General features: G+C 59.8%; 28 protein-coding genes and 1 other RNA gene. 8 read left to right on the top strand and 21 right to left on the bottom strand.

What is annotated here, in order from left to right; all coding sequences use genetic code 11:
- Positions 1-4: 4 nt before the first annotated feature.
- The 12 genes from tolR to ruvC all read right to left on the bottom strand — a co-directional run bounded on the left by tolR (position 5) and on the right by ruvC (position 6,801).
- Positions 5-463 (bottom strand): protein TolR, encoded by a 459-nt coding sequence (gene tolR / locus CFBP4996_RS18410; RefSeq protein WP_003523240.1) that lies wholly within the window; start codon positions 461-463, stop codon positions 5-7.
- A gap of 52 nt (positions 464-515) precedes the next feature.
- Positions 516-1,235: a protein TolQ gene (tolQ, locus tag CFBP4996_RS18415; RefSeq protein ID WP_003523238.1), complete on the bottom strand. Its 720-nt coding sequence runs from the start codon at positions 1,233-1,235 to the stop codon at positions 516-518.
- A gap of 261 nt (positions 1,236-1,496) precedes the next feature.
- Positions 1,497-1,937 carry a tol-pal system-associated acyl-CoA thioesterase gene (gene ybgC, locus CFBP4996_RS18420; RefSeq protein WP_020812213.1) on the bottom strand — a complete coding sequence of 147 codons (441 nt, stop codon included), beginning with the start codon at positions 1,935-1,937 and terminating at the stop codon, positions 1,497-1,499.
- The gene (locus CFBP4996_RS18425) at positions 1,934-2,470 is read right to left on the bottom strand and encodes an NUDIX hydrolase (protein ID WP_080854264.1); all 537 of its coding nucleotides are present in this window, start codon (positions 2,468-2,470) and stop codon (positions 1,934-1,936) included. Before CFBP4996_RS18425 ends, ybgC begins: the two co-directional genes overlap by 4 nt.
- A complete protein-coding gene (locus CFBP4996_RS18430) occupies positions 2,467-2,991 on the bottom strand; it encodes an NUDIX hydrolase (protein WP_080854263.1) in 525 nt (174 codons plus the stop codon). Before CFBP4996_RS18430 ends, CFBP4996_RS18425 begins: the two co-directional genes overlap by 4 nt.
- Positions 2,988-3,554: a DinB family protein gene (locus CFBP4996_RS18435; protein ID WP_341715518.1), complete on the bottom strand. Its 567-nt coding sequence runs from the start codon at positions 3,552-3,554 to the stop codon at positions 2,988-2,990. The genes CFBP4996_RS18430 and CFBP4996_RS18435 overlap by 4 nt, the downstream gene beginning before the upstream one ends.
- Positions 3,449-3,817 (bottom strand): hypervirulence associated TUDOR domain-containing protein, encoded by a 369-nt coding sequence (locus tag CFBP4996_RS29485; RefSeq protein ID WP_341715519.1) that lies wholly within the window; start codon positions 3,815-3,817, stop codon positions 3,449-3,451. Before CFBP4996_RS29485 ends, CFBP4996_RS18435 begins: the two co-directional genes overlap by 106 nt.
- Before the next feature lie 46 nt (positions 3,818-3,863).
- Entirely contained in the window at positions 3,864-4,904 is a 1,041-nt protein-coding gene (gene ruvB, locus CFBP4996_RS18445) for a Holliday junction branch migration DNA helicase RuvB (RefSeq protein WP_003523226.1), read from the bottom strand.
- Positions 4,901-5,308, bottom strand: coding sequence for a type II toxin-antitoxin system VapC family toxin (locus tag CFBP4996_RS18450; RefSeq protein WP_065656484.1), 408 nt, complete (start codon positions 5,306-5,308; stop codon positions 4,901-4,903). Before CFBP4996_RS18450 ends, ruvB begins: the two co-directional genes overlap by 4 nt.
- The gene (locus CFBP4996_RS18455; protein WP_003523219.1) at positions 5,305-5,583 is read right to left on the bottom strand and encodes an AbrB/MazE/SpoVT family DNA-binding domain-containing protein; all 279 of its coding nucleotides are present in this window, start codon (positions 5,581-5,583) and stop codon (positions 5,305-5,307) included. Before CFBP4996_RS18455 ends, CFBP4996_RS18450 begins: the two co-directional genes overlap by 4 nt.
- 55 nt (positions 5,584-5,638) lie before the next feature.
- Entirely contained in the window at positions 5,639-6,256 is a 618-nt protein-coding gene (ruvA, locus tag CFBP4996_RS18460; RefSeq protein ID WP_080854261.1) for a Holliday junction branch migration protein RuvA, read from the bottom strand.
- A 32-nt stretch (positions 6,257-6,288) separates the two neighbouring features.
- Positions 6,289-6,801: a crossover junction endodeoxyribonuclease RuvC gene (gene ruvC / locus CFBP4996_RS18465; protein ID WP_003523217.1), complete on the bottom strand. Its 513-nt coding sequence runs from the start codon at positions 6,799-6,801 to the stop codon at positions 6,289-6,291.
- Positions 6,802-7,047: 246 nt separating this feature from the next.
- Between ruvC and CFBP4996_RS18470 the strand changes: the two genes are divergently transcribed.
- Together CFBP4996_RS18470 and CFBP4996_RS18475 are read left to right on the top strand one after the other, a co-directional pair.
- Complete coding sequence (locus CFBP4996_RS18470) at positions 7,048-9,357, top strand: methyl-accepting chemotaxis protein (RefSeq protein ID WP_080854260.1); 2,310 nt, start codon at positions 7,048-7,050, stop codon at positions 9,355-9,357.
- Positions 9,358-9,485: 128 nt separating this feature from the next.
- Complete coding sequence (locus CFBP4996_RS18475; protein WP_080854259.1) at positions 9,486-10,487, top strand: LLM class flavin-dependent oxidoreductase; 1,002 nt, start codon at positions 9,486-9,488, stop codon at positions 10,485-10,487.
- Positions 10,488-10,539: 52 nt separating this feature from the next.
- Here the strand turns inward: CFBP4996_RS18475 and CFBP4996_RS18480 are convergent, their stop codons facing one another.
- Positions 10,540-11,286 carry a YebC/PmpR family DNA-binding transcriptional regulator gene (locus CFBP4996_RS18480; protein WP_003523214.1) on the bottom strand — a complete coding sequence of 249 codons (747 nt, stop codon included), beginning with the start codon at positions 11,284-11,286 and terminating at the stop codon, positions 10,540-10,542.
- Between the two features lie 194 nt (positions 11,287-11,480).
- Here CFBP4996_RS18480 and CFBP4996_RS18485 point away from each other — a divergent pair, with 194 nt between their 5' ends.
- The gene (locus CFBP4996_RS18485) at positions 11,481-11,984 is read left to right on the top strand and encodes a pyridoxamine 5'-phosphate oxidase family protein (RefSeq protein WP_031234299.1); all 504 of its coding nucleotides are present in this window, start codon (positions 11,481-11,483) and stop codon (positions 11,982-11,984) included.
- Positions 11,985-12,022: 38 nt separating this feature from the next.
- Here the strand turns inward: CFBP4996_RS18485 and CFBP4996_RS18490 are convergent, their stop codons facing one another.
- The 7 genes from CFBP4996_RS18490 to CFBP4996_RS18520 all read right to left on the bottom strand — a co-directional run bounded on the left by CFBP4996_RS18490 (position 12,023) and on the right by CFBP4996_RS18520 (position 16,882).
- A complete protein-coding gene (locus tag CFBP4996_RS18490; RefSeq protein WP_121490329.1) occupies positions 12,023-12,865 on the bottom strand; it encodes an MBL fold metallo-hydrolase in 843 nt (280 codons plus the stop codon).
- A 113-nt stretch (positions 12,866-12,978) separates the two neighbouring features.
- Positions 12,979-13,803: a TIGR00282 family metallophosphoesterase gene (locus tag CFBP4996_RS18495; RefSeq protein ID WP_003523211.1), complete on the bottom strand. Its 825-nt coding sequence runs from the start codon at positions 13,801-13,803 to the stop codon at positions 12,979-12,981.
- A 70-nt stretch (positions 13,804-13,873) separates the two neighbouring features.
- Positions 13,874-14,491, bottom strand: coding sequence for a 5-formyltetrahydrofolate cyclo-ligase (locus CFBP4996_RS18500; protein WP_080854258.1), 618 nt, complete (start codon positions 14,489-14,491; stop codon positions 13,874-13,876).
- Entirely contained in the window at positions 14,491-15,753 is a 1,263-nt protein-coding gene (locus CFBP4996_RS18505) for a hemolysin family protein (protein WP_003523208.1), read from the bottom strand. Before CFBP4996_RS18505 ends, CFBP4996_RS18500 begins: the two co-directional genes overlap by 1 nt.
- 230 nt (positions 15,754-15,983) lie before the next feature.
- Positions 15,984-16,142: non-coding RNA, 6S RNA (gene ssrS, locus CFBP4996_RS18510), on the bottom strand.
- Between the two features lie 79 nt (positions 16,143-16,221).
- The gene (locus tag CFBP4996_RS18515) at positions 16,222-16,599 is read right to left on the bottom strand and encodes a cell division protein ZapA (RefSeq protein WP_003523207.1); all 378 of its coding nucleotides are present in this window, start codon (positions 16,597-16,599) and stop codon (positions 16,222-16,224) included.
- A 10-nt stretch (positions 16,600-16,609) separates the two neighbouring features.
- Positions 16,610-16,882 carry a DUF4164 domain-containing protein gene (locus tag CFBP4996_RS18520; RefSeq protein WP_035263131.1) on the bottom strand — a complete coding sequence of 91 codons (273 nt, stop codon included), beginning with the start codon at positions 16,880-16,882 and terminating at the stop codon, positions 16,610-16,612.
- A 325-nt stretch (positions 16,883-17,207) separates the two neighbouring features.
- Between CFBP4996_RS18520 and tkt the strand changes: the two genes are divergently transcribed.
- Both tkt and gap read left to right on the top strand, forming a co-directional pair.
- Positions 17,208-19,190 (top strand): transketolase, encoded by a 1,983-nt coding sequence (tkt, locus tag CFBP4996_RS18525; RefSeq protein ID WP_020812225.1) that lies wholly within the window; start codon positions 17,208-17,210, stop codon positions 19,188-19,190.
- Between the two features lie 62 nt (positions 19,191-19,252).
- Positions 19,253-20,263 (top strand): type I glyceraldehyde-3-phosphate dehydrogenase, encoded by a 1,011-nt coding sequence (gap, locus tag CFBP4996_RS18530; RefSeq protein ID WP_003506200.1) that lies wholly within the window; start codon positions 19,253-19,255, stop codon positions 20,261-20,263.
- Positions 20,264-20,412: 149 nt separating this feature from the next.
- Here gap and CFBP4996_RS18535 read toward each other — a convergent pair whose 3' ends face one another.
- Positions 20,413-20,655, bottom strand: a complete 243-nt coding sequence (locus CFBP4996_RS18535; protein ID WP_020812226.1) for a hypothetical protein — start codon at positions 20,653-20,655, stop codon at positions 20,413-20,415.
- A 409-nt stretch (positions 20,656-21,064) separates the two neighbouring features.
- Between CFBP4996_RS18535 and CFBP4996_RS18540 the strand changes: the two genes are divergently transcribed.
- From CFBP4996_RS18540 to CFBP4996_RS18550, 3 genes are all read left to right on the top strand, one after another.
- The gene (locus CFBP4996_RS18540) at positions 21,065-22,930 is read left to right on the top strand and encodes a potassium/proton antiporter (protein ID WP_080854863.1); all 1,866 of its coding nucleotides are present in this window, start codon (positions 21,065-21,067) and stop codon (positions 22,928-22,930) included.
- A gap of 67 nt (positions 22,931-22,997) precedes the next feature.
- Positions 22,998-24,200, top strand: coding sequence for a phosphoglycerate kinase (locus CFBP4996_RS18545; RefSeq protein ID WP_080854256.1), 1,203 nt, complete (start codon positions 22,998-23,000; stop codon positions 24,198-24,200).
- 191 nt (positions 24,201-24,391) lie between these two features.
- Positions 24,392-25,417: a class I fructose-bisphosphate aldolase gene (locus CFBP4996_RS18550; protein WP_003523197.1), complete on the top strand. Its 1,026-nt coding sequence runs from the start codon at positions 24,392-24,394 to the stop codon at positions 25,415-25,417.
- The last annotated feature ends 364 nt before the right edge of the window (positions 25,418-25,781 follow it).

Consider the following 25,781-nt stretch of genomic DNA (forward strand, 5'->3'; position numbering starts at 1 on the left):
TACGTCAATTGTCCTGTTTCTGCTGGGTCACAAGGCCGATATTCTTGAAGCCCGCCGCCTGGATACGCGCCATCACATCGGCGACAACGCCGTAAGCGGCAACGGAATCCGCGCGCACGAAGATGCGTTCGTTATAACCTGTCGTGGCGATTGCCTGCAGCTTGTCGGCCACTTCGGCCGCCTGGATTTCCGTTTCCTGCAAATGGATCTGGCCATTGGCGTTGACGGAAATGGTGATCGGCTGCGTGTCCGAGTTCAGCGCATTGGCGGATGTCTGCGGCAGATCGATCGGCACGCCGACCGTCATCATCGGCGCCGCCACCATGAAGATGATGAGCAGCACGAGCATGACGTCGACCAGCGGCGTCACGTTGATCTCGCTGATCGCGCCGCCCCTGCGTCGTCCGCCGCGCCCCCGGCGTCCACCGGAACCGCCGCCGCTGCCACCTGCTGACATACCCATATCATTTACTCCATTTTGCCTTGCGGCAAATTACTGCACAGCATGCGGCCGCTTACTGGGCGGCCTGCCGCGTCTGAAGTTTTTCATCGATCTGGCGCGACAGGATCGCGGAGAACTCGTCGGCGAAACCTTCCATGCGGGCGGAAAGCTTGTGCGCGTCGGCCGTGAACTTGTTGTAGGCGATAACCGCGGGAATAGCCGCGACAAGGCCGATGGCCGTCGCCAGAAGCGCTTCGGCGATACCCGGCGCAACGACCGCAAGGTTGGTGGACTTCGAACCGGCAATTGCCTGGAACGAGGTCATGATACCCACAACCGTACCGAAAAGACCGATGAAGGGACCGGCCGAACCGATGGTGGCGAGCGAACCGAGGCGCGCCTCGTATTGTTCGCTTTCACGCGCCATGGTCACGTCCATCGCCCGGTCGATGCGCATCTGCAGACCGATGGGCGAACGTGCGCCGCGCTCGAAGGATTTCTTCCATTCGCGCATGGCGGAAACGAAAATCGCCGCAAGACCGCCATTCTGGCGTTCCGCCAGCGTGCGATAAAGCTCTTCGAGCGACTGGCCCGACCAGAAGACCTGTTCGAACTGGTCGAACTGGCGTCTTGCCTTGCCGAAGCTCACATATTTGTCGAAGACGATCGCCCACGTCCAGACCGAGGCGGCGATAAGTCCGATCATCACGAGCTTCACGATGAGGCCCGCCTGCATAAACAGTGCCCAGAGACTTACATCGTGCGTCGCCGCTGCCAAACCTGCCTGTTCCATAAATATCCAATCCCCGAATCCAAACGCCCGGTACGGGACCGGGCGATTCAAACGCGTGTTAACGCTCGAAGTCCTGCGGCAACGGCCGCCAACCCCTTAGCCATACCCCGATACTTGCCAGTAAGCCTTACTTGCCAATAAATTTGGTGAAAGGAAGGCGTGCGCCGCACAAATGCCAGTTGCTAAAGTAAGACACCATTATGGTTAAAGGAGTGTTACAGCAGGGCCACGCCGGATGGATTTACTGGACCGGGCCGCCAATTACTTCAGGAATTTTTCCGCGACTGTCTCTGGAAGACGCCTTGGGCGACCATTGGCGTTGATGACGGCGATGATGACCTTGGCGGCGACCAGCAGCGTTTCGCCGCGCCTGATTTCCTGATTGAGCACCATTTTCGCGCCGCCTGCCTTCTCGGTAACGGTAGTGATCGTCAGGACGTCATCCATCCGCGCCGGGCTTTTGAAATCGATCTCCATGCGATGAACGACGAAGACCAGCCCTTCCTCGTCAGCGGTCAGAAGCGCGCTTTGTTCGCAGCCGAGGCAACGCAGGTAGTCCGTGCGGCCGCGCTCGAGAAAATGCAGGTAACGCGCGTGATAAACGAGGCCGGAGAAATCCGTATCCTCGTAATAGACACGCTGCGTCAGGCGGTGGCCATGTTCGATAAGCTCACCCGAAAGCGAAACCACAAGCTCGCTCATACTATCTCCTTGGGAATTTCAACTGCATCGGGACGTCCTTCTCGGACGATAAGATGCTCATGCCGTTGCGGCAGCGCCTCGATACGCTCCGCGATGAAACGGGGCCTCAGATCGCTCTTCAGAAGCGCGGAAGGCTGCGCGGGCAGCCAGCGGAACTCCACCTCGACGCCATCCAGCACCCGATGCACGATATCGCTTTCATGGAACGGCAGGGGCTGTCGAAGCGAAACGAGATAATAAAATCCGAGTTCATGCGCCGCAAAATCATCATAGGCGAAAAAATTTTCGGCCGACCAGAGAAGACGCTCGACCGAGCAATCCCGGTCAAGCTCCTCGCCGATCTCGCGGATGATGGTTTCCTGCGAACTTTCGCCGATTTCGGCCCGCCCGCCGGGCAAGGCCCAATAACTGTCCTTCGCACCGCGCTGGACGAGAACATGACCGTTCTGAAAGATCAGCGCCGCCACGCGCATGCTGAAAAGCTGCGGTTTCCGGTCCAGCCGGATCATGTGGCGTTCGGGGGCAGAGGTCATTTATCGTCCAGATCGCCGTCATGCCAGACGAGGTGTCTCGTGGCCTTCGGCAGGTGCTCTATTTCGTCGGCGATGAAATAGGGCGGAATATCAAGCTCCGTCAATGCCTGCCGGGTTGCGGCGATCCAGCGGAACTCCAGTTCGTTATCGCCGTCCTGAACGCGGTGAATGATATCGGTCGGATGAAAGGCCAGCGTCTCCGGCAGGTCCATCAGGTAATAGAATCCGAGTTCGTGCCAGTCCTTGCCTTCGTAGTGGAAGAAATTTTCGACCGCCCAGAGAAGCCGCCCGATCTTGGCCTCGACGCCAAGCTCTTCCACCATTTCGCGTGCCAGCGTTTCTTCAGAGCGTTCGCCCATTTCGGCGCGGCCGCCCGGAAAGGTCCAGAATTTTTCATGCGACGCCCGGTGCACCAGCACGTGGCCATCGCGAAACGCCAGTCCCGCGACCCGCATCTGGAAAATGCGCTTCGGCTTGAACTTCATGCGGATGCGGGTGTCCTGCTTGGTATCGTGTGTCATGGCGCTGACCTGCGGGCTGGAAACATCAAATCGGTTTCCGTCCACCCTAGCGCATCCATCTCATCTTTTCTCGCCTTTGCGTCATCTCCCACAATGAATTCATCCAGTTGCGGCGGCTTGATCGCTGTGCCGGACAACATCGCATGCGCCTGCCCGCGATGATGCGTCTGGTGCTGGAAGAGATGCGACAGGATATCGTCGCAGCGATCCTGCTGGATACGCGCGCCGCGATGGATATTGACGTTAGCCGCAAGGCCGTCTTCATCGAGACTGTCGACAAATGCGATCAGCGCCTCGTCCAACTCCGTCTGGGCGACACGCAGATCCGCCATGGTGGCGAAAGGCTCTTCTTCGGCAAAGGCCGCAAGGCCGAGTGTGCCACCCTGCAGGGCATCGATATAAAAAAGGTCGACGGTGTAGATGTGGTTCAGCGTCGCGCGCAGCGTCGGAAAAAAACTCACACGGGAAGCCACAAACGCTTCCTGCGAAAGCTGATGACAGGCCCGATGCAGCCGAAAATTGGCCAGCCGATTGTTGCGCGCGAGTTTGCGGAAGACCCGCAGCGGATCGTAAGACATGAAGGCTCCTCCATTGCCGCCGAAGGACGGCGTCGTTCAAGCTCCGATCTGCTTTTCAGAACCCTGGCGCCGTCGTCCTGCTCGATCAGATAGGCAGACTCCTGCCTGCTTGCTTTCCGCTTTATTCTGGAACCGGCGATGGTGCGTTCGACATCGTCAGTGAAAGTCTCGACGATTTTACCTTCACCGGTACCACTGCCCCAGCTCCACCGGACCTTCGTGCCCTTGCGATACACCGACATGATCATCTCCGTGCCAAAGACGATCAAATGCCGGCACACCGGGCTTGTTCCCTCAATCCTCCTCCAGCGTCAGCCGGAACTGCGCCGCCTCGATATCCTTTGGCGGTTGCATGCCCAGATGTTTCCAGGCCGTGCCGGTCAGAATGCGGCCGCGCGGCGTGCGCTGGATGAAGCCCTGCTGGATCATATAGGGCTCGATGATGTCCTCGATGGCGTCGCGCGGCTCCGAAAGGCCGGCGGCGATGGTTTCGATGCCAACCGGGCCGCCGCCGAAATTGACCGCGATCATGGTCAGATACCGCATGTCGAGCTGGTCGAGACCCATTTTGTCGACCAGAAGCCGGGTCAAAGCCTCATCGGCAATCTCGCGGGTAACGGCTTCCGCCCGCGCCACCTCGGCGAAATCGCGCACGCGGCGCAATAGCCGTCCGGCGATACGCGGCGTGCCACGGGCACGCCTTGCCACCTCGCGCGCGCCCTCGTCGGTCATGTTCAACCCCATCAGCCGCGCTCCGCGCCGGACGATCAGTTCCAGCTCGTCGACGGTATAGAAAGCCAACCGGACGGGAATGCCGAAACGGTCGCGCAGCGGCGTCGTCAAAAGCCCAAGACGGGTCGTCGCGGCGACAAGGGTGAATTTGGAAAGATCGATCTTCACCGACCGCGCCGCCGGTCCTTCGCCGATGATGAGGTCGAGCTGGAAATCCTCCATTGCCGGATAGAGGATTTCTTCCACCGCCGGGTTGAGACGGTGGATTTCGTCGATGAAGAGTACGTCGCGCTCCTCGAGATTGGTCAGAAGCGCGGCGAGATCGCCCGCCTTGGCGATGACGGGGCCGGAGGTGGATTTGAAGTTGACGCCAAGTTCCTTGGCCATGATCTGCGCCAGCGTGGTCTTGCCGAGACCGGGCGGGCCGACGAACAACACGTGATCCAGCGCTTCGCCGCGGTTCTTGGCCGCCTCGATAAATACCTTGAGATTGGCGCGGGCCTCCGCCTGGCCAGTAAAATCGTCCAGCGACTGCGGGCGCAGGGTAGTGTCGATATCCTCACCGCGCTTTTCGGGGGTGATCAGCCTTGCCGCATCACTCATGTCAGAAGTTCCATTCCGGGCAGCTTGCGAGCAGCCTTTTTGTCAAACGTATATGTCGCCACGCAGCCATTGACCCTGTTGCTTTCCGATACAATCGCGTCGGAAAAATCCGCATTTGTATTCCGGCATATGTCGATGGCATTGCCAATCGCCTCATAATCCGGAATTTCCAGTTCCCGCCGCTCAAGCATAAGCTGGAAAAACTCCAGAACGGCGCTTTTAGGATAACCGTAGAACTGGCCTAGTACCCACGCCGTCTCCAAAATCACAGCAAGACTTACAAGCAGGGTTTCTCCGTCCTCAAGCCGTGTAAGAAGACGCTTCACCGTTTCTTTTTGTTCGACATCGTCATCTACCACGATACGGAGCAGAATATTCGTGTCTATTCCGAAACGGCTGGTCATTCGTCTTCCGTCTTACCCGTAGAACGCTTGTACCGCGCAACGGCTCCCTCACCAATCGCGTCATTCATCTGCTCGACGGTAAGCTTTTTGCCATTCGGAGGTTTACCGAGAATTCCGGCCAGATCGGCAAGAGATTTATTGCGAGGGACAACGATCATCTCCCCGTTACGAACCCAGGCGTAACATTTGTCGCCAGGCTTGATTTTCAATTGTTCGCGCACGTTCTTGGGAACTGTCATCTGCCCTTTGGAGGTGATTGTCACCTGAAAGCCCATGCCGCTACCCTTTTCTTACTTTTTACCCATTGTAAGGAATTTAGCATTAAGCGCATCAACGCGAAAGCTCTTTCAGCCCGAGCCGGATCAGCTTGGCGCTGTCGCCGCCCTCCCCCCCGTTTTTCAGCGCGGCGGCAACCGCATTGGCGGCCTGGTCGCGCGAATAGCCGAGATTGGTGAGCGCGGAAACGGCATCCGCCACCGGTGCGGATGTGACGCCTTCGCCAAGCTCCTGCTTGAGGCCGATCGAGGCGGAAGCCTCTCCTGCGAAGGCCGGCGCCTTGTTGCGAAGCTCGGTCACAAGGCGCACCGCCACCTTCGGCCCGACGCCCGGCGCGCGGGAGATCATCGTTTTGTCCTGTAGCGCAATGGCATTGGCCAGTTCGGAGGGTGACAGCGTGGAAAGAACGGCCAAGGCCACTTTCGAGCCCACGCCCTGCACGCTCTGCAGCAGGTTGAACCATTCTCGCTCCAGCGCCGAGAGGAACCCGAAGAGCTTCAGCTGATCCTCACGCACATAGGTTTCGATGAACAGCACCACCGCTTCCCCGACGGAGCCGATTTTCGACAGCGTGCGCGCCGAACAATAGGCGACGTAACAGACGCCGTGCACATCCACCAGCACATAGTCCGCGCCGATTTCCTCGATGCTGCCTTTCAGTTTTCCGATCATGATGCCGCCCGTTGCAATGAGACTTTAAATATTCAACCGGCCGCCAGCAGTCGCCGCATCCTGTCACCGCCGCGATTATGGGCGTGGCAGATTGCGATGGCGAGCGCGTCCGCCGCATCGTTACCCTTGAATTCGGCCTTCGGCATCAGGATTTTCAGCATCATGTGAATTTGCTGCTTTTCGCCGTGCCCGACACCGATGACGGCCTTCTTCACCGCGTTCGGCGCATATTCGAAGACCGGCAACCCTGCGCGCGCCGGAACCAGCATGGCGATGCCGCGCGCCTGGCCGAGTTTCAGGGTCGCAACCGCATCCTTGTTCACGAAAGTCTGTTCCACCGCCGCTTCATCAGGCTGGTGGCTGTGCACAATATCCGCCAGCCCGTCATGCAGCTGGCAGAGCCGCGAGGCCAGATCCATATCACCGTCCGACGTCACCGTGCCGGAGGCGACAAACCGCAGGCTGTTGCCGAGGGTGTCGATCACCCCCCAGCCGGTGCGCCTTAATCCGGGGTCAATGCCGATGATTCGAATCGTCTTTTGCATGAGGCACCTTATCTTTCCGGCTGCGACCCTGCCAGCGATAAGTGAACAAAACGACAACATTCATCAAATTTGCAGTGCAGCATTTACCTCTGCTTAAACCGCGTACCGCATTGTTCCCCCACAAAATCAAAAAAGGGGAGCTGCGGACATGATGATCCGCAGCATAATATTTGAGCCATATCAGCCATCCGGTGGCGCCACATGCTTGGCGCGGGAACTGATCCGGCATTGGGGGCTGTATCGGCCATGCTGAACCGTTTTCATTCCATATCTACCAAAGTGCTGGCGATTTTCCTGGCGCTTATGGCGATCTCGACCGGGGCTCTGACACTTCTCGGCTATCAAAGCAGCAGCGGCGTTCTCGAAGAACAGGCATCGAAATCCATGGAGAGCATTCTCGTCTTTCGCGGCGACATGCTTCAGGAGCGTCTTGAGCAGCTGAAAACGCAGGCGGATTCCATCGCCAAGATCGAATCCCTGCAGATGGCCGTCGTCTCCATGCGCAGCGGCTGGGCGACCGTGCAGAAGAACTCCGGCGACGCGAAGGCGGAACTGCAGCGCGTCTTCGTCAAGGAAAACCCCTTCGGCGAAAAAGAAAAGCTGATCAAGCCGGAAAGCCCCAGCGGCTTTTATTATTCGACCCATGAGAAGACCCAGACGGATATTGGCGGTTATCTGCAGGGAACGCCGTTCAGCGACGTTCTCTTCATCGATCCCGCAGGCACGGTCTATTACTCTTACCTGAAAGGATCGGCTTTCGGGGAAACCGTCGCAGGCGGCGCCTGGGCGGAAAGCGGCCTCGGCGCGGCCTTCGCACGCGGCGCCGCGAATGCCGAAAAGGCCGTGAACGACGTGGCGCAGACCAGCTTCTCCGGCCTGCGCATCGATGCAGCCACGAAAGAGGCCGGCATTTATTTCGGCGTTCCGGTCGTCAAATTCGGCGCTTTCAAGGGCATCGTCCTCTTCCGGGTCAAGGAAGAGGTCTTCAGCCAGATCCTCACAAAGGGTGTGACGGCCGGCAGTTCCGAACAATCCGCAATCGTTTCCGCCGATGGCAAGGTTATCGGCGTGGAGGGTAACAGGCTGGTTGGCCTCGATCCGGCAATCTATGGTTTCCATGGGCAGGCGCTGAATACGACGGGCATGACGATTGCCAAGATCGACCGTGCCGATGGCGAGGCCAATGCCTATGCCCGCCCCTTCTCCTTTGCCGGGGAAAAATATCTCGCGGTGGAAAGCATGCTGCGCAGCGAATTGAATGCAGGCTCGGTTTCGATTGCCGGCACGCTTGCCGTAATCGGCCTTTGCGTTCTGGCGGCCATGTGCGCGGCGACGGCCTTCTTCGCGCGGCGCCTGTTCGCAGCGCTGGAAAAGCTTGCGGGACTGACCGGTGAAGTGGCCGCAGGCCGTCTCGATGCGGAGATCGGCAATCGGGACCGAAAGGACGAGATCGGCCGCATGGCACGGGCGCTCGGCAGTTTCCGCGAAAAGCTCATCCTGCAGCGGGAGATGGAAGAAACCGCATCGCGCACGCGGGAGGAAGCCGAAACGGCCCGCCGCGCGCATCTTGCGGAACGGGAGGCCGAGGCCGGCACTCTGCAGATGGTCGTGCGGTCTCTGGATGAAGGTCTCGACCGGCTGGCGAACGGCAATCTCGCCTATCGTATCGAAACCGTCTTCCCCGACGATCTCGAAAGCCTGCGCCATAACTTCAACACGGCGCTTTCCCGGCTCAGCGAAACCATGCAGGCCATCGGCGGCAATTCCGCCGCGGTTCGTGGCGGTTCCGAGGAGATGCGGGTGGGGGCCGACCAACTCGCCGAACGCACCGAGCGGCAGGCAGCCTCCATCACCGAAACGGCAAGCGCCATCAAGGCGATCACCGAAGCCGTCCGCGACCAGATCGAACGCGCCGAACAGGCAACGCGGATCGCCCGCGATGCCAGCACGGAGGCCACGGCATCCAGCCGCGTGATGGAGCAGACCATCGCCGCCATGGAGGCGATCCAGACCTCATCACGCCAGATCAACCAGATCATCGGCGTCATCGATGAAATCGCCTTCCAGACCAATCTTCTCGCCCTCAATGCCGGCGTGGAGGCAGCCCGTGCGGGCGAAGCCGGCAAAGGCTTTGCGGTCGTGGCGCAGGAGGTGCGCGAACTGGCGCAGCGTTCGGCGGCGGCCGCAAAGGAGATTACCAGTCTGCTGAAACGCTCCACCGACGAGGTTTCCGCTGGCGTGGGGCTGGTGGAAAAAGCAGGCACGTCGCTTTCCGGCATCGGCAAGCATGTGCAGACCATCAGCGCGCGCATCGAGGAGATCATGGACTCCACCCGCGAGGAAGCGCACACGCTCTCGGAAATCAACAGCACCGTCGCCAGCCTCGACACCATGACCCAGCAGAATGCCGCCATGGTGGAAGAAACGACGGCCGCCATTCACAATCTCGCCTCCGAAGCGGGTGAAATGGATGGCAGGCTTGGACAATTCACGCTGGCTTCCGACCGGGATGCGGCTGGTCATCGCGACGCCCGACAAATTCGGCGGGCAGGCTGAGAAAGAAATGGGCCTCTTCGGAGGCCCAATTTTTTTGAACCATCCTTCAATTCTGCGCGACTTCACTGGTAAATCGGGACACGCGCCTTACATCCGCAGCAAAGATTTCAATTTCGCAGGAGCGTCGGATGATCCCCTTTTCCATTCTCGACCTTTCGCCCATCGGCGAAGGCGAGAGCGTCAGCGAGGCGCTTGAAAATTCCCGCCGAATGGCGATCAAGGCCGAAGAACACGGCTATAACCGCATCTGGCTGGCGGAGCACCACGGCATGCCGGGCATTGCCAGTGCGGCAACGTCGCTGGTCATCGCCCATGTGGGCGCGGCCACGAAACATATCCGCGTCGGTTCCGGCGGCATCATGTTGCCCAACCACTCCCCGCTCGTCATCGCCGAGCAGTTCGGCACGCTTGCGGCGCTGCTTCCCGGCCGTGTCGATCTCGGTCTCGGCCGTGCGCCCGGAACCGACATGCGCACGGCACGGGCGCTGCGCCGCAATCTCGATGCCGGCGCGGAAAATTTCCCGCACGATATTGTCGAACTCCAGCGTTACCTCGGCCCGCCGCAGCAGGATCAGGCCATTCTCGCCGTGCCGGGCATGAATTCCAACGTGCCGATCTGGCTGCTCGGCTCCAGCACCTATAGCGCACATCTCGCCGCAGCCCTCGGCCTGCCCTATTCCTTCGCCTCGCATTTCGCGCCCGATATGCTGATGGGAGCGATCCATATCTATCGCGAACGCTTCCAGCCCTCCGAAGTACTGGACAAGCCCTATGTGATGGTGGGTGTGATGGGTGTCGGCGCCGATACGGACGAGGAGGCGCAACATCTCTTCACCTCGTCGCAGCAGCAATTCGTCAACCTGCGCCGCAACGTGCGCACGCAGTTTCCGAAGCCGGTGCATAGCATGGACGATTACTGGAACGAGATGGAACGTTTCTCTGTCGAACACACGCTGCGTTTCGCAGCCGTGGGCTCGCCTGAGACGATCCAGCGCCATCTCGACGGTTTCCTGGCGGAAACGCAGGCGGATGAGCTGATCGTTTCCATGCCGATCCATGACATCGAAAAGCGGCTGCGATCCGTGGAGATTTTTGCCGACGTGCGGACCTCCATAAAGAAGGCCGCCTAAACAAAAAGCCCCGGAGCGGACGCTACCGGGGCTTTTTTTGAAATATGAGACGTCAGGCGGAAAGCTTGGCGAGAATTTCTTCGGACACTTCGAAGTTGGAATAGACGTTCTGCACGTCGTCATCGTCTTCGAGATTGTCGATGAGCTTCATCAGCGACTGCGCCTTTTCTTCATCCACCGGCACCGTGTTCTGCGGCTTCCAGATGGCCTTGACGCTTTCGGCTTCGCCCAGCACGCCTTCCAGCGCCTTGGAAACCTCGTTCATCGCTTCGAAACCGCAGATGATGGTGTGGCCGTCTTCGGAAGATTCGACGTCGTCGGCACCGGCCTCGATGGCGGCTTCCATGACCTTGTCGGCATCGCCGACTTCAGCCTTGTAGGAGATTTCGCCGACGCGGTCGAAGGAGAAGGAGACCGAACCGGTTTCGCCAAGCGCACCACCGGCCTTGGTGAAGATGGAGCGAACGTTGGAGGCGGTGCGGTTGCGGTTGTCCGTCAGGGCCTCGACGATAACGGCAACGCCGCCCGGGCCGTAACCCTCGTAGCGGACTTCATCATAGTTTTCGCCATCGGCGCCGGAGGCCTTCTTGATCGCACGCTCGATATTGTCCTTCGGCATGGACTGGGCCTTGGCGTTCTGGATTGCCAGACGCAGGCGCGGGTTCATGTTCGGGTCGGGCATGCCCGTCTTTGCCGCAACGGTGATTTCGCGCGCAAGCTTGGAAAACATTTTGGACCGCACGGAGTCCTGCTTGCCCTTGCGGTGCATGATGTTCTTGAACTGTGAATGACCAGCCATGGAAAACCTGATTGTCGTAATTTGGAGATTGCGGGCCTTATAAGTGCGATAGGCGCGCCATTCAACCCCGCAAGCGCTTTCTCTTGCCGCAACAACGGAAGGAACTGATTTATCCGCTCTTCGTTCTGATCATGAACGCGGCGGAACAGGGCTTTTTTCCTCCGTCGCAGCATGACACCCGAAGGAGAAAACATATGGTCAGCCTGACTGAAGCACGAGAAGCACCGGCCCGCCAGCTCTGGGACGAGATCAATTCCGTCCATGCCGGCATGCTCGGGCTGGAGGGACTGCACAACCACATGCAGCCCATGGCGCCTCATGCTGACCCCAAGACCAACACCATCTGGTTTTTCTCCAAAAAAGACACCGATCTGGTGAAATCGCTGAAATCCGGCTCCCGGGCGCATTTCTGCGTGGTGGGCAAGGACCATGACTACCACGCCTGCCTTTCAGGCATCCTCGAAGCGCGCGACGACAAAACCAAGATCGACGAATATTGGAACTCCGTCACGGCGGCCTGGTATGAGCACGGCAAAAGCGACCCGCAACTGACAATGCTGGCGTTGCATGTCGACGATGCCGATATCTGGGCTTCGACGGACAGCACGCTGAAATTCGGCTGGGAAATCGCCAAGGCGAACATGTCGGATGACAAGACGCCTGACGTCGGCGTCCGCCAGCATCTCACCTTTGCCTGAGAAACGGCTCCCCCCGGCTTTCCTCGCCCGTCGCCATGCTACATGCCTTTCGGCACCAGTATCTGCGGCTGGCGGGGAAGGTTCCTCATCGAAACCCGGATCACCGGATCGGTCGCATAGGCAATACGGAAACTTTCGCCGAACATCGTCAGAAACTGCTCCAGCGGCGGGCCGGTGCGGTGCATCGGCAGGATCAGCGCGGAGCGCAGGCGCTTGACCACCCGGCTCATGCTGTCGGCCCCCATGGTCAGCCCGCCATCCACCGGCACCATCAGGACATCCAGGCGGCCGATCTCGGCATAATGCGTATCCGTCAACTCATGATGCAGATGCCCGAGATGGCCGATGCACAGCCCGGCAACCTCGAAGATGAAGATGGAATTGCCGTTCTCCTGAAAGGACTCGTAATCGCCCCAGCGGTTGCGGATATCGGTTGCGACATTGCGGATATAGACATCGCCCACCAGAACCTTGTGCTCGGCCTTTTCTCCCGGCGTATCGCTCCAGCCATGCAGTACATATTGAATGGCCGGGTCCGGACTGAGGGTAAAATGCGTCGAATGCGCCCGGTTCATCGTCACCACCGTCGGCGTGACGGGCGGACGATAGACGCCGTTATAATCGGTGGCGATAGTCACACCGCCGGGGCTTTCGATGAGATAGGTGGAATGGCCGATGAAGCTGATCTTCACCTCTTCCTTTGCCGCAGCTTGCGCCAGCTGAACACCCGGCGGATTGAAGCTCGCGAACATGACGCCCGGAATGTTGCTGGCGATCGCCTGGCACTGGCTGACGGGAGGACGGCTCGCCGTCTGGGAGAAGGCCGCTCCCGAACAGGCGATCAGCCCCGTTATTGCAAGCATTAGCACGCGCAGCATCATGCCACTCCCCTGAACTTGCGAAGCTGAGAGGATGGGACAGGTTTTGGCGAGCGTCCAGTTACAAGAGTAACGGAAGGCTTACACTCTCGTCATTGTGAACGCTTCGGGGAAGATTAAACCCAGAAGGACGGCAGGGTTTCCGAAAGTCGCGGTCCGATGCGCAGCGGCGCAATCTTTTCCGCAAGTCCGGTTCGGTCGGAAATCTCAACGCCGACACCGCAGATCGTTGCAGGTCCGCTCGCAGCCTCGAAACGGCCCTTCGGCATTTTGGAAATGAAGCGGTTGATCGGCTCTTCCTTCTCCATGCCAAGCGAGCTGTCATAATCGCCGCACATGCCGGCATCCGACATGTAGGCGGTTCCACCGTTCAATATCTGCGCGTCGGCGGTCGGAACATGGGTGTGGGTGCCGACAACGAAACTAGCGCGCCCATCGACGAAATGGCCGAAACACTGTTTTTCGCTGGTCGCTTCCGCGTGGAAATCGAAAATAATGGCGTCGGCCTGTTCCTTCAGCGGGCAGGCGGCAAGAATGTTTTCCGCCGACTTGAAGGGATCGTCCAGTTCCGGATGCATGAAGACCCGGCCCATGATGTTGGCAACCAGTATGCGCGCGCCGTTGCGGGCATAAAAAATGCCCGAGCCCTTGCCCGGCGTACCATCCGGATAATTGGCGGGCCGCAGGAACTGATCGTGGCGCTCACAGAAGGAAACCGCTTCCTTCTGGTCCCAGACGTGGTTGCCGGTCGTCACCACATCGGCGCCGGCATTGATGGTCTCGAGATAGATATCTTCGGTAATACCGAAACCGCCGGCAGCGTTTTCACCGTTGACGATGACGAAATCCAGCTTCAGGTCGGAAATCAGCCCCGGCAATCGTTCCCAGACAGCCGTGCGTCCGGTCTTGCCAACCATATCTCCGAGAAAAAGAAGTCTCATTCACCGCCCCGTTTTGCGTATGTTCTTTGGATTTCGTCCCTCTAGCGGGTAATCCGTCTTTTAAAAAGTGCTAAAGCGCCGTTTGCCCGTTATCAGACATCAACGGCTGGCCGGAAAACCAGCGCAGGCCGCTCTCCGTCAAAATGGCATGAAGCGGCACATCGTGGGGTTCTGCCGGTACCGACGGCACTTCCTGACAGTCAAAGGCGACGCCGATGAGAATGGGAAACCGACCTTTGCCATGCAACCGCGCAATGGCGCGGTCATAATGGCCCGCGCCATAACCGACCCGCTGACCTTTGCCATCGAAGACGGAAAGAGGCACGAGCAGAATATCCGGATCGAGAACCTCCGCATCCTCGCTCGGGCCGGTCGTGCCGAAGCCGGTCTTCACCAGCGGCGTATCCGTTTCAAAGGCGCGGAAGACAATGGTTTCACGATCCAGCACAACGGGCAGGACAAGACGCCCGCCCCTTCTCCGCAACGCTTCCATCAGCGGCCGGGTATCGGCCTCGGAGCGGATCGGCATGAAGCCGGAAATTACGGTGCCCGGCGCAAAGGGGATGCCGGAGGCGCCATGGGCCGTCATGGACTGGCTCTTCTGCTGGCGCTCCGCCAGCGTCAGCGCATCGCGCGCGGCGAGCCTTTCGCCGCGCAGCCTTGCTTTTTCGGCAACGTCACCGGGCATCAGGCGGCCCGGCTCACGAGAACCTTGTCGATGCGGTGGCCATCGAGATCGATAACCTCGAAACGCCAACCATTGCGGGTGACATGTTCGCCAAGTTCCGGCAGGCGGCGGAACTCGTCCAGAACCAGACCGGCAACGGTTTCGAACTCGGCATCCTCGTCGATCTGGAAACCCATGCGATAGGCGAACTCGTCGGCGGGCATCCAGCCGGCGACGAGGAACGAACCGTCCTCGCGCTCGACCATGGCCGGCTCCTCGTCATCATCTTCCTGGAACGCGCCGGTGATGGCTTCCAGCACGTCGCCGGAACTGATGATGCCTTCGAAATGGCCGTATTCGTCGTAAACCAGCACCATATGTACGGTGGAGCGACGCAGCGACTGGATGACATCCACCGCGCTCGTCAGATCCGATACGACCGGCACTTCCCGCAGAAGCTCGCGAATGTTGAGTTCCTTGCCGGAAGCCAGCGCATCGAAAGCGTCCTTGGCGAAAAGCACGCCGAGAATTTCATCCGAGGCGCCGTTGCGCACCGGCAGGCGCGAACGCTGCGTCTGGCGAAGCTGCTCGCGGATTTCTTCGGCGCTGTCTTCGATATCGACCACTTCCACATCGCGTCGCGGCGTCATCAGGCCGCGCGCATTGCGGTCGGCAAGGCGCATGACGCTGGTGATCATCGCCGATTCCTCGGTCTCGATCACACCGGCACTGTGGGCTTCGGCCAGAACCGTGCGGATTTCATCGTCGGTGACCGACGCGTTGGATTCACCGCTATGGCCGAGAAGCGCCAGAACGGCCTTGCCCGACCGGTCGAGCAGCCACACCAGCGGCGCGCCGACCTTGGACAGCAGCATCATGGTGGGGGCGACGCGGGCGGCGACCTTTTCGGGATCGCGCAGCGCAATCTGCTTGGGCACCAGTTCCCCGACGATCAGCGACAGATAGGTGATGGCGACGACCACCGAGCCGACGCCGAGCGCATCGGCGGCACGGTCGGGAACGCCCTGCTCCAGAAGCCACGCGGTGAAGCGGGCGCCGAGCGTGGCGCCGGAAAAAGCGCCGGAAAGGACGCCGACCAGCGTGATGCCGATCTGCACCGTGGAAAGAAAGCGTCCGGGATTTTCGGAAAGGCTGAGCGCCAGTGTGGCGCCCTTGCTGCCTTGTGTGGCAAGCACTTTGAGCCTCGCCGGTCTGGAGGAGACAACGGCAAGCTCGGACATGGCAAGCACACCGTTCAATACGGTGAGCAGGACCACGATCATAATTTCAGTAAACAAGTTTAGCTCTTTGGGCTGTTGAACGGCACGTCGCGGTTTTGACCGCAGCGCCCTTTTTTAAAGGGCATGACAGACATACCAATCCGGATAATAGGGAATTGTTCCGCCATTGCAATGACGGCAATATAAAAAAGCCGTGTCCGGCAGCTATGAAAAATGACTGTCGAATATATCAAGGAATCAGGGAAGCCCCGGAGGTTGATCCGAAACTTCAAGCGCGATCCACGGCGACCGATGGAGATTTACGATCCTGGGCGCCTACAAAAGTAGGTGGGCACCGTGTGTCCAGCCCCACGGGACTGGCCAGGGACAGCTCCCTTTGGATCGAGTATGGCCCCAGGGATTGTGGTTCCTGTCGGGAAGCGCAGAACGCATCCAAGATATAGGACGGATCGGAGAAAACCGCCAGAGGGCAGCGCGCGAAATTTTGCCGCCTCAGAACTGTTCAGGCCATCAATGCGCGGCGGGCTTCGGCCGCGCCAGCAGTTTTTCGGTGATCCCGTTCAGGCGGTCGGCCAGATCGCCGATGGCGAGCGCCACCATCTCGTCCGATTTCGCCCGGTGCTCGGCCATGCCGTCGCGGTTGCGGGAAAGGGATGCGACCTCCCCTTCCAGCTTCTCGATCTTGCGATTGAGTTCGGAAAGCTCGTCCATCACCATGATGCCCGCCATAACGGTCAGGCGAAGATCGCCGATTTCGCCGAACTGGCTCTTGAGGTGCCCGACATACCGGTCGAACCTCGTTGCGAGATCGGTCAGATGGTCTTCCTGCCCCGCCTCGCACGCCATGCGATAGGCCTTGCCGTCGATCATAACTGTGACTTGCGCCATGAGCCCGCTCCTATCGATCCAGCACCGCGCGGATCGTCTCCATCGCCGTTACCAGCCGGCGGGAAACCTCGCGGTTGACTTCTTCAAGACGATTGGCGCGAAACTCGGCCTGATCCAGCTCATGCGCGAGCCTTGCGCGGTCGACATGGACCCGCTTGACCTCGTTATCGATCTCGCCCGTCTCCCTTTGCCGCTCGATACGCATATCGATGGCATTTTCGAGATTTGTGATGGCAGCATTCAGCTCCGTCAGCGCAGATTGTACGGTCTTGTCAGCCGACATCGTTTTTTCCAACTCGCACGCCACCGGCCGAATCGTCCGGTTTCAGGCCTTTTCAACAATCACGAGGTTATTACCCGATTTACCATCCCGTCAATCAAACCAGTGCATTGAGACGTTTTGCTCTGTGGATGAACGAAGAGGCGGCAGCGCCTATCGCACGGATTTTGTCAGGATGCCCGATTTTCTAAACGATTTTTTCTCCCTCAGCGAACCGCAAACGCCCGTGGATTTATTGACTTGCCGGCCTCACCTGCTATGGATCAACCCGCTTTTTGGATAGTTGCGTAAAACTATCTCCTTTCACCCGGAAACAGACGGAAAAGCCATGATTTCTCGCGACAAACACAACCGGATGGCAAATGCGATCCGATTTCTTGCCATGGATGCAGTGGAGAAGGCCAATTCCGGCCATCCCGGTCTGCCGATGGGCGCCGCTGATGTCGCCACCGTTCTCTTCACCCGTTACCTGAAATTCGATCCCAAGGCGCCGCTCTGGGCGGATCGCGACCGCTTCGTGCTGTCGGCAGGTCATGGCTCGATGCTTCTTTACTCGCTGCTCTATTTGACGGGCTACGAGGACATGACGATCGACGAGATCAAGCGTTTCCGCCAGTTCGGTTCCAAGACCGCCGGCCACCCCGAATACGGCCACGCGACCGGCATCGAAACGACGACCGGCCCGCTCGGCCAGGGCATCGCGAACGCCGTCGGCATGGCAATCGCTGAGCGCAAGCTGGAAGAGGAGTTCGGTTCCGACCTGCAGAGCCACTTCACCTATGTGCTTTGCGGCGACGGCTGCCTCATGGAAGGCATCAGCCACGAAGCCATCGCGCTTGCCGGCCACCTGAAGCTCAACAAGCTCGTTCTGTTCTGGGATGACAACAACATCACCATCGACGGCGAAGTCGGCCTCTCCGACAGCACCGACCAGATCGCCCGCTTCCAGGCCGTTCACTGGAACACCATCCGCGTCGATGGCCACGATCCGGACGCGATTGCCGCCGCCATCGAAGCCGCGCAGAAATCCGACCGCCCGACCTTCATCGCCTGCAAGACCGTCATCGGCTTCGGCGCGCCCAACAAGCAGGGCACCCACAAGGTTCACGGCAACCCGCTCGGTGCCGAAGAAATCGCCGCCACCCGCAAGCATCTGAACTGGGAAGCGGAAGCCTTCGTCGTTCCGGAAGACGTGCTGGATGCATGGCGTCTTGCCGGCCTGCGCTCCACCAAGACCCGCCAGGACTGGGAAGCCCGCCTTGAAGCCGCTGAAGCCGGCAAGAAGGCCGAGTTCAAGCGCCGCTTCGCCGGCGACCTGCCCGGCAATTTCGACAGCGCCATCGATGCCTTCAAGAAGAAGATCATCGAGAACAACCCGACCGTCGCCACCCGCAAAGCTTCGGAAGATTCGCTCGAAGTCATCAACGGCGTCCTGCCGGAAATGATCGGCGGTTCGGCTGACCTGACGCCGTCCAACAACACCAAGACCAGCCAGATGAAGTCCATCACGCCGACGGACTTCTCCGGCCGCTATCTGCATTACGGCATCCGCGAGCACGGCATGGCGGCGGCGATGAACGGCATCGCGCTCCATGGCGGTCTCATCCCCTATGCCGGCGGCTTCCTGATCTTCTCGGATTATTGCCGCCCGTCGATCCGCCTTGCAGCGCTCATGGGCATCCGTGTCGTTCACGTTCTGACGCATGATTCCATCGGCGTCGGCGAAGACGGCCCGACCCACCAGCCGGTGGAGCAGATCGCAGCGCTACGCGCCATTCCGAACCTGCTCGTCTTCCGCCCGGCGGATGAAACCGAAACGGCGGAATGCTGGCAGCTCGCGCTGGAACAGAAGCATCGTCCTTCCGCGCTGGCCCTTACCCGCCAGAACCTTGCGCCCTCGCGCAAGGAATATGAAGAGAAGAACCTGTCTGCTTACGGCGCTTACGAACTCGTCTCCGCCAGCGACGCCAAGGTTTCGATCTTCGCATCCGGTTCGGAAGTCGAAGTGGCGCTGAAGGCCGCCGCAACGTTGAAGGACAACGGCGTTTCCGTCCGTGTCGTTTCCGTTCCCTGCTTCGAGCTTTTCAAGGAACAGCCGGAAACCTATCGCAACGCCATCATCGGCAAGGCTCCGGTCAAGATCGCGGTCGAAGCCGCCATCCGCCAGGGCTGGGATTATTTCATCGGTAACGACGGTGCTTTCGTCGGCATGCACTCCTTTGGAGCGTCTGCGCCGGCGAAGGATCTCTTCAAGCACTTCGGCATCACGGCGGAAGCCGTCGTCGCCGCAGTCGAGGCAAAACTTGCGTGAGGGCTTCCCAGGCCCTCACCATTCAGCAAAGACCACGCCCATTCTTGTTCGGGAGACTGTAAATGACTGTAAAAGTTGCCATTAACGGCTTCGGCCGCATCGGCCGCAACGTCCTGCGTGCCATCGTCGAATCCGGCCGCACCGATATCGAAGTCGTTGCCATCAACGACCTCGGCCCGGTTGAGACCAACGCACACCTGCTGCGTTACGATTCGATCCACGGCAAGTTCCCGGCCGATGTGAAGGTCGAAGGCGACACGATCATCGTTGGCGGCGGCAAGCCGATCAAGGTTACCGCCGTTCGCGATCCGGCAACGCTGCCGCACAAGGAACTCGGTGTCGACATCGCGCTGGAATGCACTGGTATCTTCACCGCCCGCGACAAGGCCGCAGCACACCTGACGGCTGGCGCAAAGCGCGTCATCGTTTCCGCTCCGGCTGACGGCGCAGACCTCACCGTCGTCTTCGGCGTCAATGACGACCAGCTGACGAAGGACCATCTGGTCATTTCCAACGCCTCCTGCACCACCAACTGCCTCGTGCCGGTCGTGAAGGTTCTCGATGACGTCGTCGGCATCGATCATGGCTTCATGACCACGATCCACTCCTACACGGGCGACCAGCCGACGCTGGACACCATGCACAAGGATCTGTATCGCGCCCGCGCCGCAGCCCTTTCCATGATCCCGACCTCGACGGGCGCCGCCAAGGCCGTTGGCCTCGTTCTGCCGCACCTCAAGGGCAAGCTGGACGGCACCTCGATCCGCGTTCCGACCCCGAACGTTTCGGTCGTCGACTTCAAGTTCATCGCCAAGCGCGACACGACGGTTGAGGAAATCAACGAGGCGATCAAGTCTGCCGCCAACGGCAAGCTGAAGGGCATTCTCGGCTACACCGAGGAGCCGCTGGTTTCCCGCGACTTCAACCACGACAGCCATTCCTCAATCTTCGCGATCGACCAGACCAAGGTCATGGAAGGCAAGTTCGTGCGCGTTCTGTCCTGGTACGACAACGAGTGGGGCTTCTCCAACCGCATGTCGGACACGGCCGTCGCATTTGCGAAGACCATCTAAGCGGGCATCGCTTTCATAAAAAACCGGCAGGAGCGATCCTGCCGGCGTCGATCCCGAAGCAAGGCGGGGCGCTTGGGATCGAAAACCGTCACTGGCCAAGCGACGATGCAAGCCATCCCTCAACCAGCCGGAAGAGGTGCGCGCATTCGTCATTTTCTATTGTTGATAATGACCGGACCGGAATTCCCGGCACTGCTCCAGATCGTATCGAAAGTCTGTTGCCTCAATTCGCTTTGCTGCATGGAGAGTTTCATCATGCAGTCGGCGAAATCCCGCGAGCCTTCGTAATAGCCGAAGACGCGACAGCGCTCCCGTTGCGCGGCCATGTTTTCTGCCGTCTGCTCCGTACTCGAGCAACCCGAAACTATCGGGCCGGCCGCCAGCAGCATCATAAAGGTAGATATCCGTTTCATCCGATCGCTCCGATAATGGGTAAAAGCAATTCGGAGGCGAGAACTAACGCAGCTGCATTGTCTCTATGTTACGTTGAAACACCGGCGGATGAATTGTTTGTGCAGGGTATGCGCCGCTTCTCCAGGCCTTGCATGTTTTCCCTGCACGCCGAAAAAATTCCCATTTCCTGCCTTTGTCTGGTCCACTTTGGGACGGACAAGAAACACAGGGATAACGGTCGTGCGCAATGCACTTCGGCCCTGCCGTATCATTCGATACACCCCGCCTTGCGTCGCCTCTCAACGCCACCCGAAACAGCGCTGACAGACCGCAACCCGTGGCGCATTGACTGCAGACGCGCAGAGCATTCATTGCAGCGGTCAACGCGGTTTGAATGAGGCGGTGGACGTGGAATCATTTTATCTTCTGTTGCTGGTCGCAACTGTTCTCGTTCTCGTCGCCGCCTTTTCCAGCCTTATCGCCTTCCGGTTCGGCGCGCCCCTCCTCCTGCTTTTCCTGATGATCGGCCTTGTGGCTGGTGTGGACGGTCTCGGCATAGAATTCACCAACAATCCACTGGCCTATATGCTTGGGTCGCTTGTGCTCGCCGTCATCCTCTTTGATTCCGGGTTCGGCACCTCCATCCAGTCCTTCCGGCTTTCCGCAGCACCCGCCGTCGCTCTCGCCACAGTCGGCGTCATCCTCACATCCGTCTTTTTTGCCGGCGCGGCGGCCCTGCTGCTCGGGCTTTCCTGGCTGGAAGGCCTGCTGCTTGGCGCCATCGTCGCTTCCACCGATGCGGCGGCCGTGTTCTTCCTGCTGCGCATCGGCGGCATCCATATCCGCGATCAGGTGCGTTCGACGCTGGAAGTCGAATCCGGTACCAACGATCCGATGGCGATCTTCCTCACCATCGCCCTGGTCGAAATCATCGCCAAGGGTCAGGGGCTGGCCGGCATCGATAGCGGGTTTCTGCTGCTTTTCATCGAGCAGATGGGACTTGGCGTGGTTTTCGGCCTGCTCGGCGGCGTCATGATCGCCACCGTCGTCAACCGTTTCGCCGCCGACCGCGGGCTGGCGCCGATCTTCGTGCTGGCGCTGGCGCTGCTGGTCTTCTCCTTCACCGGCACAATTGGCGGCAGCGGTTTTCTGGCGGTCTATGTGGCTGGCATCGTTGCCGGCAACCGCCGGATCTTCGCCAAGGAAACCATTCGCCGTTTCCATGAGGGGCTGACCTGGCTTGCCCAGATCATCATGTTCCTGATGCTCGGCCTGCTCGCCACCCCGTCGCAATTTCCGGCCATCGCCATTCCCGCCGTGCTGCTTGCGCTGTTCCTGATCTTCGTCGCCCGCCCGCTCGCGGTCTGGCTCAGCCTGATGCCCTTCAACTATACCCAGCAGGAAACCTCCTTCGTCGCCTGGGTGGGCCTGCGCGGTGCCGTCTCCATCCTGCTCGCCATCATGCCCATTCTCGGCGGCCTTGACGATGCGCAGATCTATTTCAACGCCGCCTTCATCATCGTGCTGGTGTCGCTGCTGGTGCAGGGCTGGACCATCAAGCCGGTGGCGACACGACTCGGGCTGATCGTGCCGCCGCGCATGGGCGAAGTGGACAAGCTGGAAGTCGACCTGCCCGGCACCGCCAATCACGAACTGATTTCCTACCGGGTCGCCAAGGGTAGCGCCATCATGCAGGGCGAGCGTATTCCGCGCTGGGCCATGCCCTCGCTGGTGGTGCGCGACGGCAAATCGATCCGCTATCAATATGCCGGGCGGCTGCGGGAGAACGATCTCGTCTACCTCTTCATCGCCCCCGGCTATTCCCGCCTGATCGACCGACTGTTCGCCAGCGCCCTGCCGGTTGCCGATGACGACGCCGATTTCTTCGGCACCTTCGCGATCTCGCCCGCCCGTCCGGCGAAGGAACTGGACGCAGCCTATGGTCCCGGCCTGCTTTCGCCCGCCGAACAGGCGATGAGCGTCGCGGAACTCATCGAGGCCCGTCTTGCCGGAAAGGCCGATTATGCCGACCGCGTGCGCCTCGGCTCCATCGTGCTGATCGTTCGCACACTGGACGAACACGAGGCGATAACCGGTGTGGGCATCTCCCTCGAACCGGTGGAACCGGCTACCAGCCTGCCGATCTTCATCAGCTTTTCGGAAATCCTCAATCGTGTGCGCAACCATCTGGCAGAGAAGCGCCAGCCACACTCCGCCAGCGTTGAAGAAAGTGCCCCCGCCGCTCCGAATACAGTGAGAGAAAATGAGGCCTGACCGGCTTGCGTCGTCAATCAGGCATAGTATGGTCCGTGCCGAACTCGCAACAAATCAGGATCGACCTATGCCCGCTTTCAAGACCCTCGACGACCTCAACGACATTGCCGGAAAGCGCGTTCTCGTCCGCGTTGATCTCAACGTGCCGGTCGCAGATGGCAAGGTGACAGACGCAACCCGTATCGAACGCGTTGCGCCGACCATTCTGGAACTGTCCTCCAAGGGCGCGAAAGTCATTCTGCTTGCCCATTTCGGCCGTCCGAAGGGCGAACCGGTGGCCGATATGTCGCTTTCCCAGATCGTACCCGCCGTCGAGGAAGTATTGGATCACGCCGTTTCCTTCGCGACCGACTGCATCGGCGCACCTGCGGCGGATGCCGTCGCGAAACTGAACGATGGCGATATCCTGCTTCTGGAAAACACCCGTTTCCATAAGGGCGAGGAAAAGAACGATCCGGCCTTCGTCGAAGCTCTGGCAGCCAATGGCGATATCTACGTGAACGACGCCTTCTCCGCCGCCCACCGCGCCCACGCTTCCACCGAAGGCCTTGCACGCCACCTGCCCGCCTATGCTGGCCGCACCATGCAGGCTGAGCTTGAGGCCCTGGAAAAAGGCCTCGGCCAGCCAGTCCGTCCGGTCGTCGCCATCGTCGGTGGCGCCAAGGTTTCGAGCAAGATCGATCTGCTGATGAACCTCGTCAAGAAGGTCGATGCCCTTGTCATCGGCGGCGGCATGGCCAACACCTTCCTCGCCGCCCGCGGCGCACAGGTCGGCAAATCGCTTTGCGAGCACGATCTCGCCGAGACCGCAAAGCAGATCATGATCGAGGCTGCGACATCCGGCTGCGCCATCGTGCTGCCGGAGGACGGCGTCGTCGCCCGCGAATTCAAGGCCGGTGCGGCCAATGAAATCGTCGACATCAACGCCATTCCCACCGATGCCATGGTTCTCGATGTCGGCCCAAAATCGGTTGAAAGCATCAAGGCCTGGATTTCCCGCGCCGAAACGCTGGTCTGGAACGGCCCGCTCGGCGCCTTCGAAATCGAGCCCTTCGACGCGGCGACCGTTGCCGCTGCAAAACACGCGGCGGAATGCACCAAGGCCGGCAAGCTCGTCTCCGTCGCCGGCGGCGGCGACACCGTAGCCGCGCTCAACCATGCCGGTGTTTCCGAGGATTTCTCCTATGTTTCGACGGCCGGCGGCGCCTTCCTCGAATGGATGGAAGGCAAGGAATTGCCGGGCGTTGCCATCCTGACCGCCGCCAAGTAAACTCACCCTACTTGCCTGACACGAGGCCGGACAAGCCATGCTTGTCCGGCCTTGCTTTTTGGTAAGCGGCACCGGGAGGAAAAGTTTCAAACGATTGAAATCATTTCAATCGTTTCAATGAGTTAGCGTGCCATTTCCCTGCCCTGGAACTTCTGTTATCGGAAATTTATTGTGCCTTGGGAGAATAGCAAATGACCGAACGTCTCGAAGACATCGCAATCAAAATGGTCGCCGACGGCAAGGGCCTGCTCGCCGCCGACGAATCCACGGGAACGATCAAAAAGCGTTTCGACAGCATCAATCTGGAGTCCACCGAGACCGCCCGCCGCGATTATCGCGAGATGCTGTTCCGTTCCGACGACGCCATGAAGAAATACATCTCCGGCGTCATCCTTTATGAAGAGACCCTGTTCCAGAAGGCCGCCGACGGCACGCCTTTCGTGGATATCATCAAGGCGGCCGGCAGCCTGCCGGGCATCAAGGTGGATATCGGCGCCAAGCCGATGGCTTTCCACCCGCATGAATTCATCACCGAAGGCCTCGACGGTCTTTACGAGCGCCTGCGCAAGTATCATGAGGCCGGTGCCCGTTTCGCCAAATGGCGCGGCGTCATCACCATCGGTGAGCAGCGTCCGAGCTGGGGTTCGATCAAGGCAAACTCCCAGTCGCTCGCCCGTTACGCCGCTCTCTGCCAACAGGCGGATATCGTGCCGATCGTGGAGCCGGAAGTGCTGATGGACGGCGAGCCGGGCACGCATGACATCGACCGCTGTGCGGAAGTCACGCAATGGGTTCTCCAGACCGTTTTCGCGGACCTGTTCGACGCCCGTGTGAACCTTGAAGGCATGATCCTCAAGCCGAACATGATCATCGACGGCAAGAAGGCCCGCAAGGCTTCCGTTGAGGAAGTAGCGGAAAAGACCGTGAAGGTTCTGAAGGCGACCGTGCCTTCCGCCGTTCCGGGCATCGCCTTCCTTTCCGGCGGCCAGTCCTCCGAAGAGGCAACGGCGCATCTCTCCGCCATGAATGCCGGCTACGACCTGCCCTGGTCGCTGACCTATTCCTACGGCCGCGCGCTTCAGGATACGGCCCTCAAGACATGGGGCGGCAAGCAGGAAAATGTCGCCGCCGGCCAGCGCGCCTTCACGCACCGCGCCGCGATGAACAGCCTCGCCGCCAAGGGTAACTGGAAGCAGGAACTCGAAAAGGCAGCCTGAGGCTGACAGAGAACATCAGATAAACAGCAGCCGCCCTAACGGGCGGCTGCTTCGTTTGATAAAGCAATATCATCCGTATTCCGTCACCCGGACCAATCGTCTTTCATTTTACCTGACTGACAATTCTCAACCGTTTTGATTGTGCATCGCTACCTGCGTGGAAGCATGTCCACCATGGGCAGCCTTATCCGCTCAAGTCGTGCGACCTGACGACTTTATGACCGTCATTGCCGCCATAGACAGCGGATGCGCTCCTCGACTTCTCCAGCGCATAGCGCCAGACCATCCGGATCGCCCGGCATCATAAGCGCTTTCGTCTCGACCGGCTTCCGAAAAGCCCCGGAAATTGCTGCGCGCTCGTTAC

This window comes from Agrobacterium leguminum, from assembly GCF_005144435.2.
GTDB lineage: Bacteria > Pseudomonadota > Alphaproteobacteria > Rhizobiales > Rhizobiaceae > Agrobacterium > Agrobacterium leguminum.

Coding starts and splice junctions, on each gene's coding strand:
- tolR (WP_003523240.1), bottom strand. CDS start 463: ATGGGTATGTCAGCAGGTGGCAGCGGCGGCGGTTCCGGTGGACGCCGG.
- tolQ (WP_003523238.1), bottom strand. CDS start 1,235: ATGGAACAGGCAGGTTTGGCAGCGGCGACGCACGATGTAAGTCTCTGG.
- ybgC (WP_020812213.1), bottom strand. CDS start 1,937: ATGAGCGAGCTTGTGGTTTCGCTTTCGGGTGAGCTTATCGAACATGGC.
- CFBP4996_RS18425 (WP_080854264.1), bottom strand. CDS start 2,470: ATGACCTCTGCCCCCGAACGCCACATGATCCGGCTGGACCGGAAACCG.
- CFBP4996_RS18430 (WP_080854263.1), bottom strand. CDS start 2,991: ATGACACACGATACCAAGCAGGACACCCGCATCCGCATGAAGTTCAAG.
- CFBP4996_RS29485 (WP_341715519.1), bottom strand. CDS start 3,817: ATGATCATGTCGGTGTATCGCAAGGGCACGAAGGTCCGGTGGAGCTGG.
- ruvB (WP_003523226.1), bottom strand. CDS start 4,904: ATGAGTGATGCGGCAAGGCTGATCACCCCCGAAAAGCGCGGTGAGGAT.
- CFBP4996_RS18450 (WP_065656484.1), bottom strand. CDS start 5,308: ATGACCAGCCGTTTCGGAATAGACACGAATATTCTGCTCCGTATCGTG.
- CFBP4996_RS18455 (WP_003523219.1), bottom strand. CDS start 5,583: ATGGGCTTTCAGGTGACAATCACCTCCAAAGGGCAGATGACAGTTCCC.
- ruvA (WP_080854261.1), bottom strand. CDS start 6,256: ATGATCGGAAAACTGAAAGGCAGCATCGAGGAAATCGGCGCGGACTAT.
- ruvC (WP_003523217.1), bottom strand. CDS start 6,801: ATGCAAAAGACGATTCGAATCATCGGCATTGACCCCGGATTAAGGCGC.
- CFBP4996_RS18470 (WP_080854260.1), top strand. CDS start 7,048: ATGCTGAACCGTTTTCATTCCATATCTACCAAAGTGCTGGCGATTTTC.
- CFBP4996_RS18475 (WP_080854259.1), top strand. CDS start 9,486: ATGATCCCCTTTTCCATTCTCGACCTTTCGCCCATCGGCGAAGGCGAG.
- CFBP4996_RS18480 (WP_003523214.1), bottom strand. CDS start 11,286: ATGGCTGGTCATTCACAGTTCAAGAACATCATGCACCGCAAGGGCAAG.
- CFBP4996_RS18485 (WP_031234299.1), top strand. CDS start 11,481: ATGGTCAGCCTGACTGAAGCACGAGAAGCACCGGCCCGCCAGCTCTGG.
- CFBP4996_RS18490 (WP_121490329.1), bottom strand. CDS start 12,865: ATGATGCTGCGCGTGCTAATGCTTGCAATAACGGGGCTGATCGCCTGT.
- CFBP4996_RS18495 (WP_003523211.1), bottom strand. CDS start 13,803: ATGAGACTTCTTTTTCTCGGAGATATGGTTGGCAAGACCGGACGCACG.
- CFBP4996_RS18500 (WP_080854258.1), bottom strand. CDS start 14,491: ATGCCCGGTGACGTTGCCGAAAAAGCAAGGCTGCGCGGCGAAAGGCTC.
- CFBP4996_RS18505 (WP_003523208.1), bottom strand. CDS start 15,753: ATGATCGTGGTCCTGCTCACCGTATTGAACGGTGTGCTTGCCATGTCC.
- CFBP4996_RS18515 (WP_003523207.1), bottom strand. CDS start 16,599: ATGGCGCAAGTCACAGTTATGATCGACGGCAAGGCCTATCGCATGGCG.
- CFBP4996_RS18520 (WP_035263131.1), bottom strand. CDS start 16,882: ATGTCGGCTGACAAGACCGTACAATCTGCGCTGACGGAGCTGAATGCT.
- tkt (WP_020812225.1), top strand. CDS start 17,208: ATGATTTCTCGCGACAAACACAACCGGATGGCAAATGCGATCCGATTT.
- gap (WP_003506200.1), top strand. CDS start 19,253: ATGACTGTAAAAGTTGCCATTAACGGCTTCGGCCGCATCGGCCGCAAC.
- CFBP4996_RS18535 (WP_020812226.1), bottom strand. CDS start 20,655: ATGATGCTGCTGGCGGCCGGCCCGATAGTTTCGGGTTGCTCGAGTACG.
- CFBP4996_RS18545 (WP_080854256.1), top strand. CDS start 22,998: ATGCCCGCTTTCAAGACCCTCGACGACCTCAACGACATTGCCGGAAAG.
- CFBP4996_RS18550 (WP_003523197.1), top strand. CDS start 24,392: ATGACCGAACGTCTCGAAGACATCGCAATCAAAATGGTCGCCGACGGC.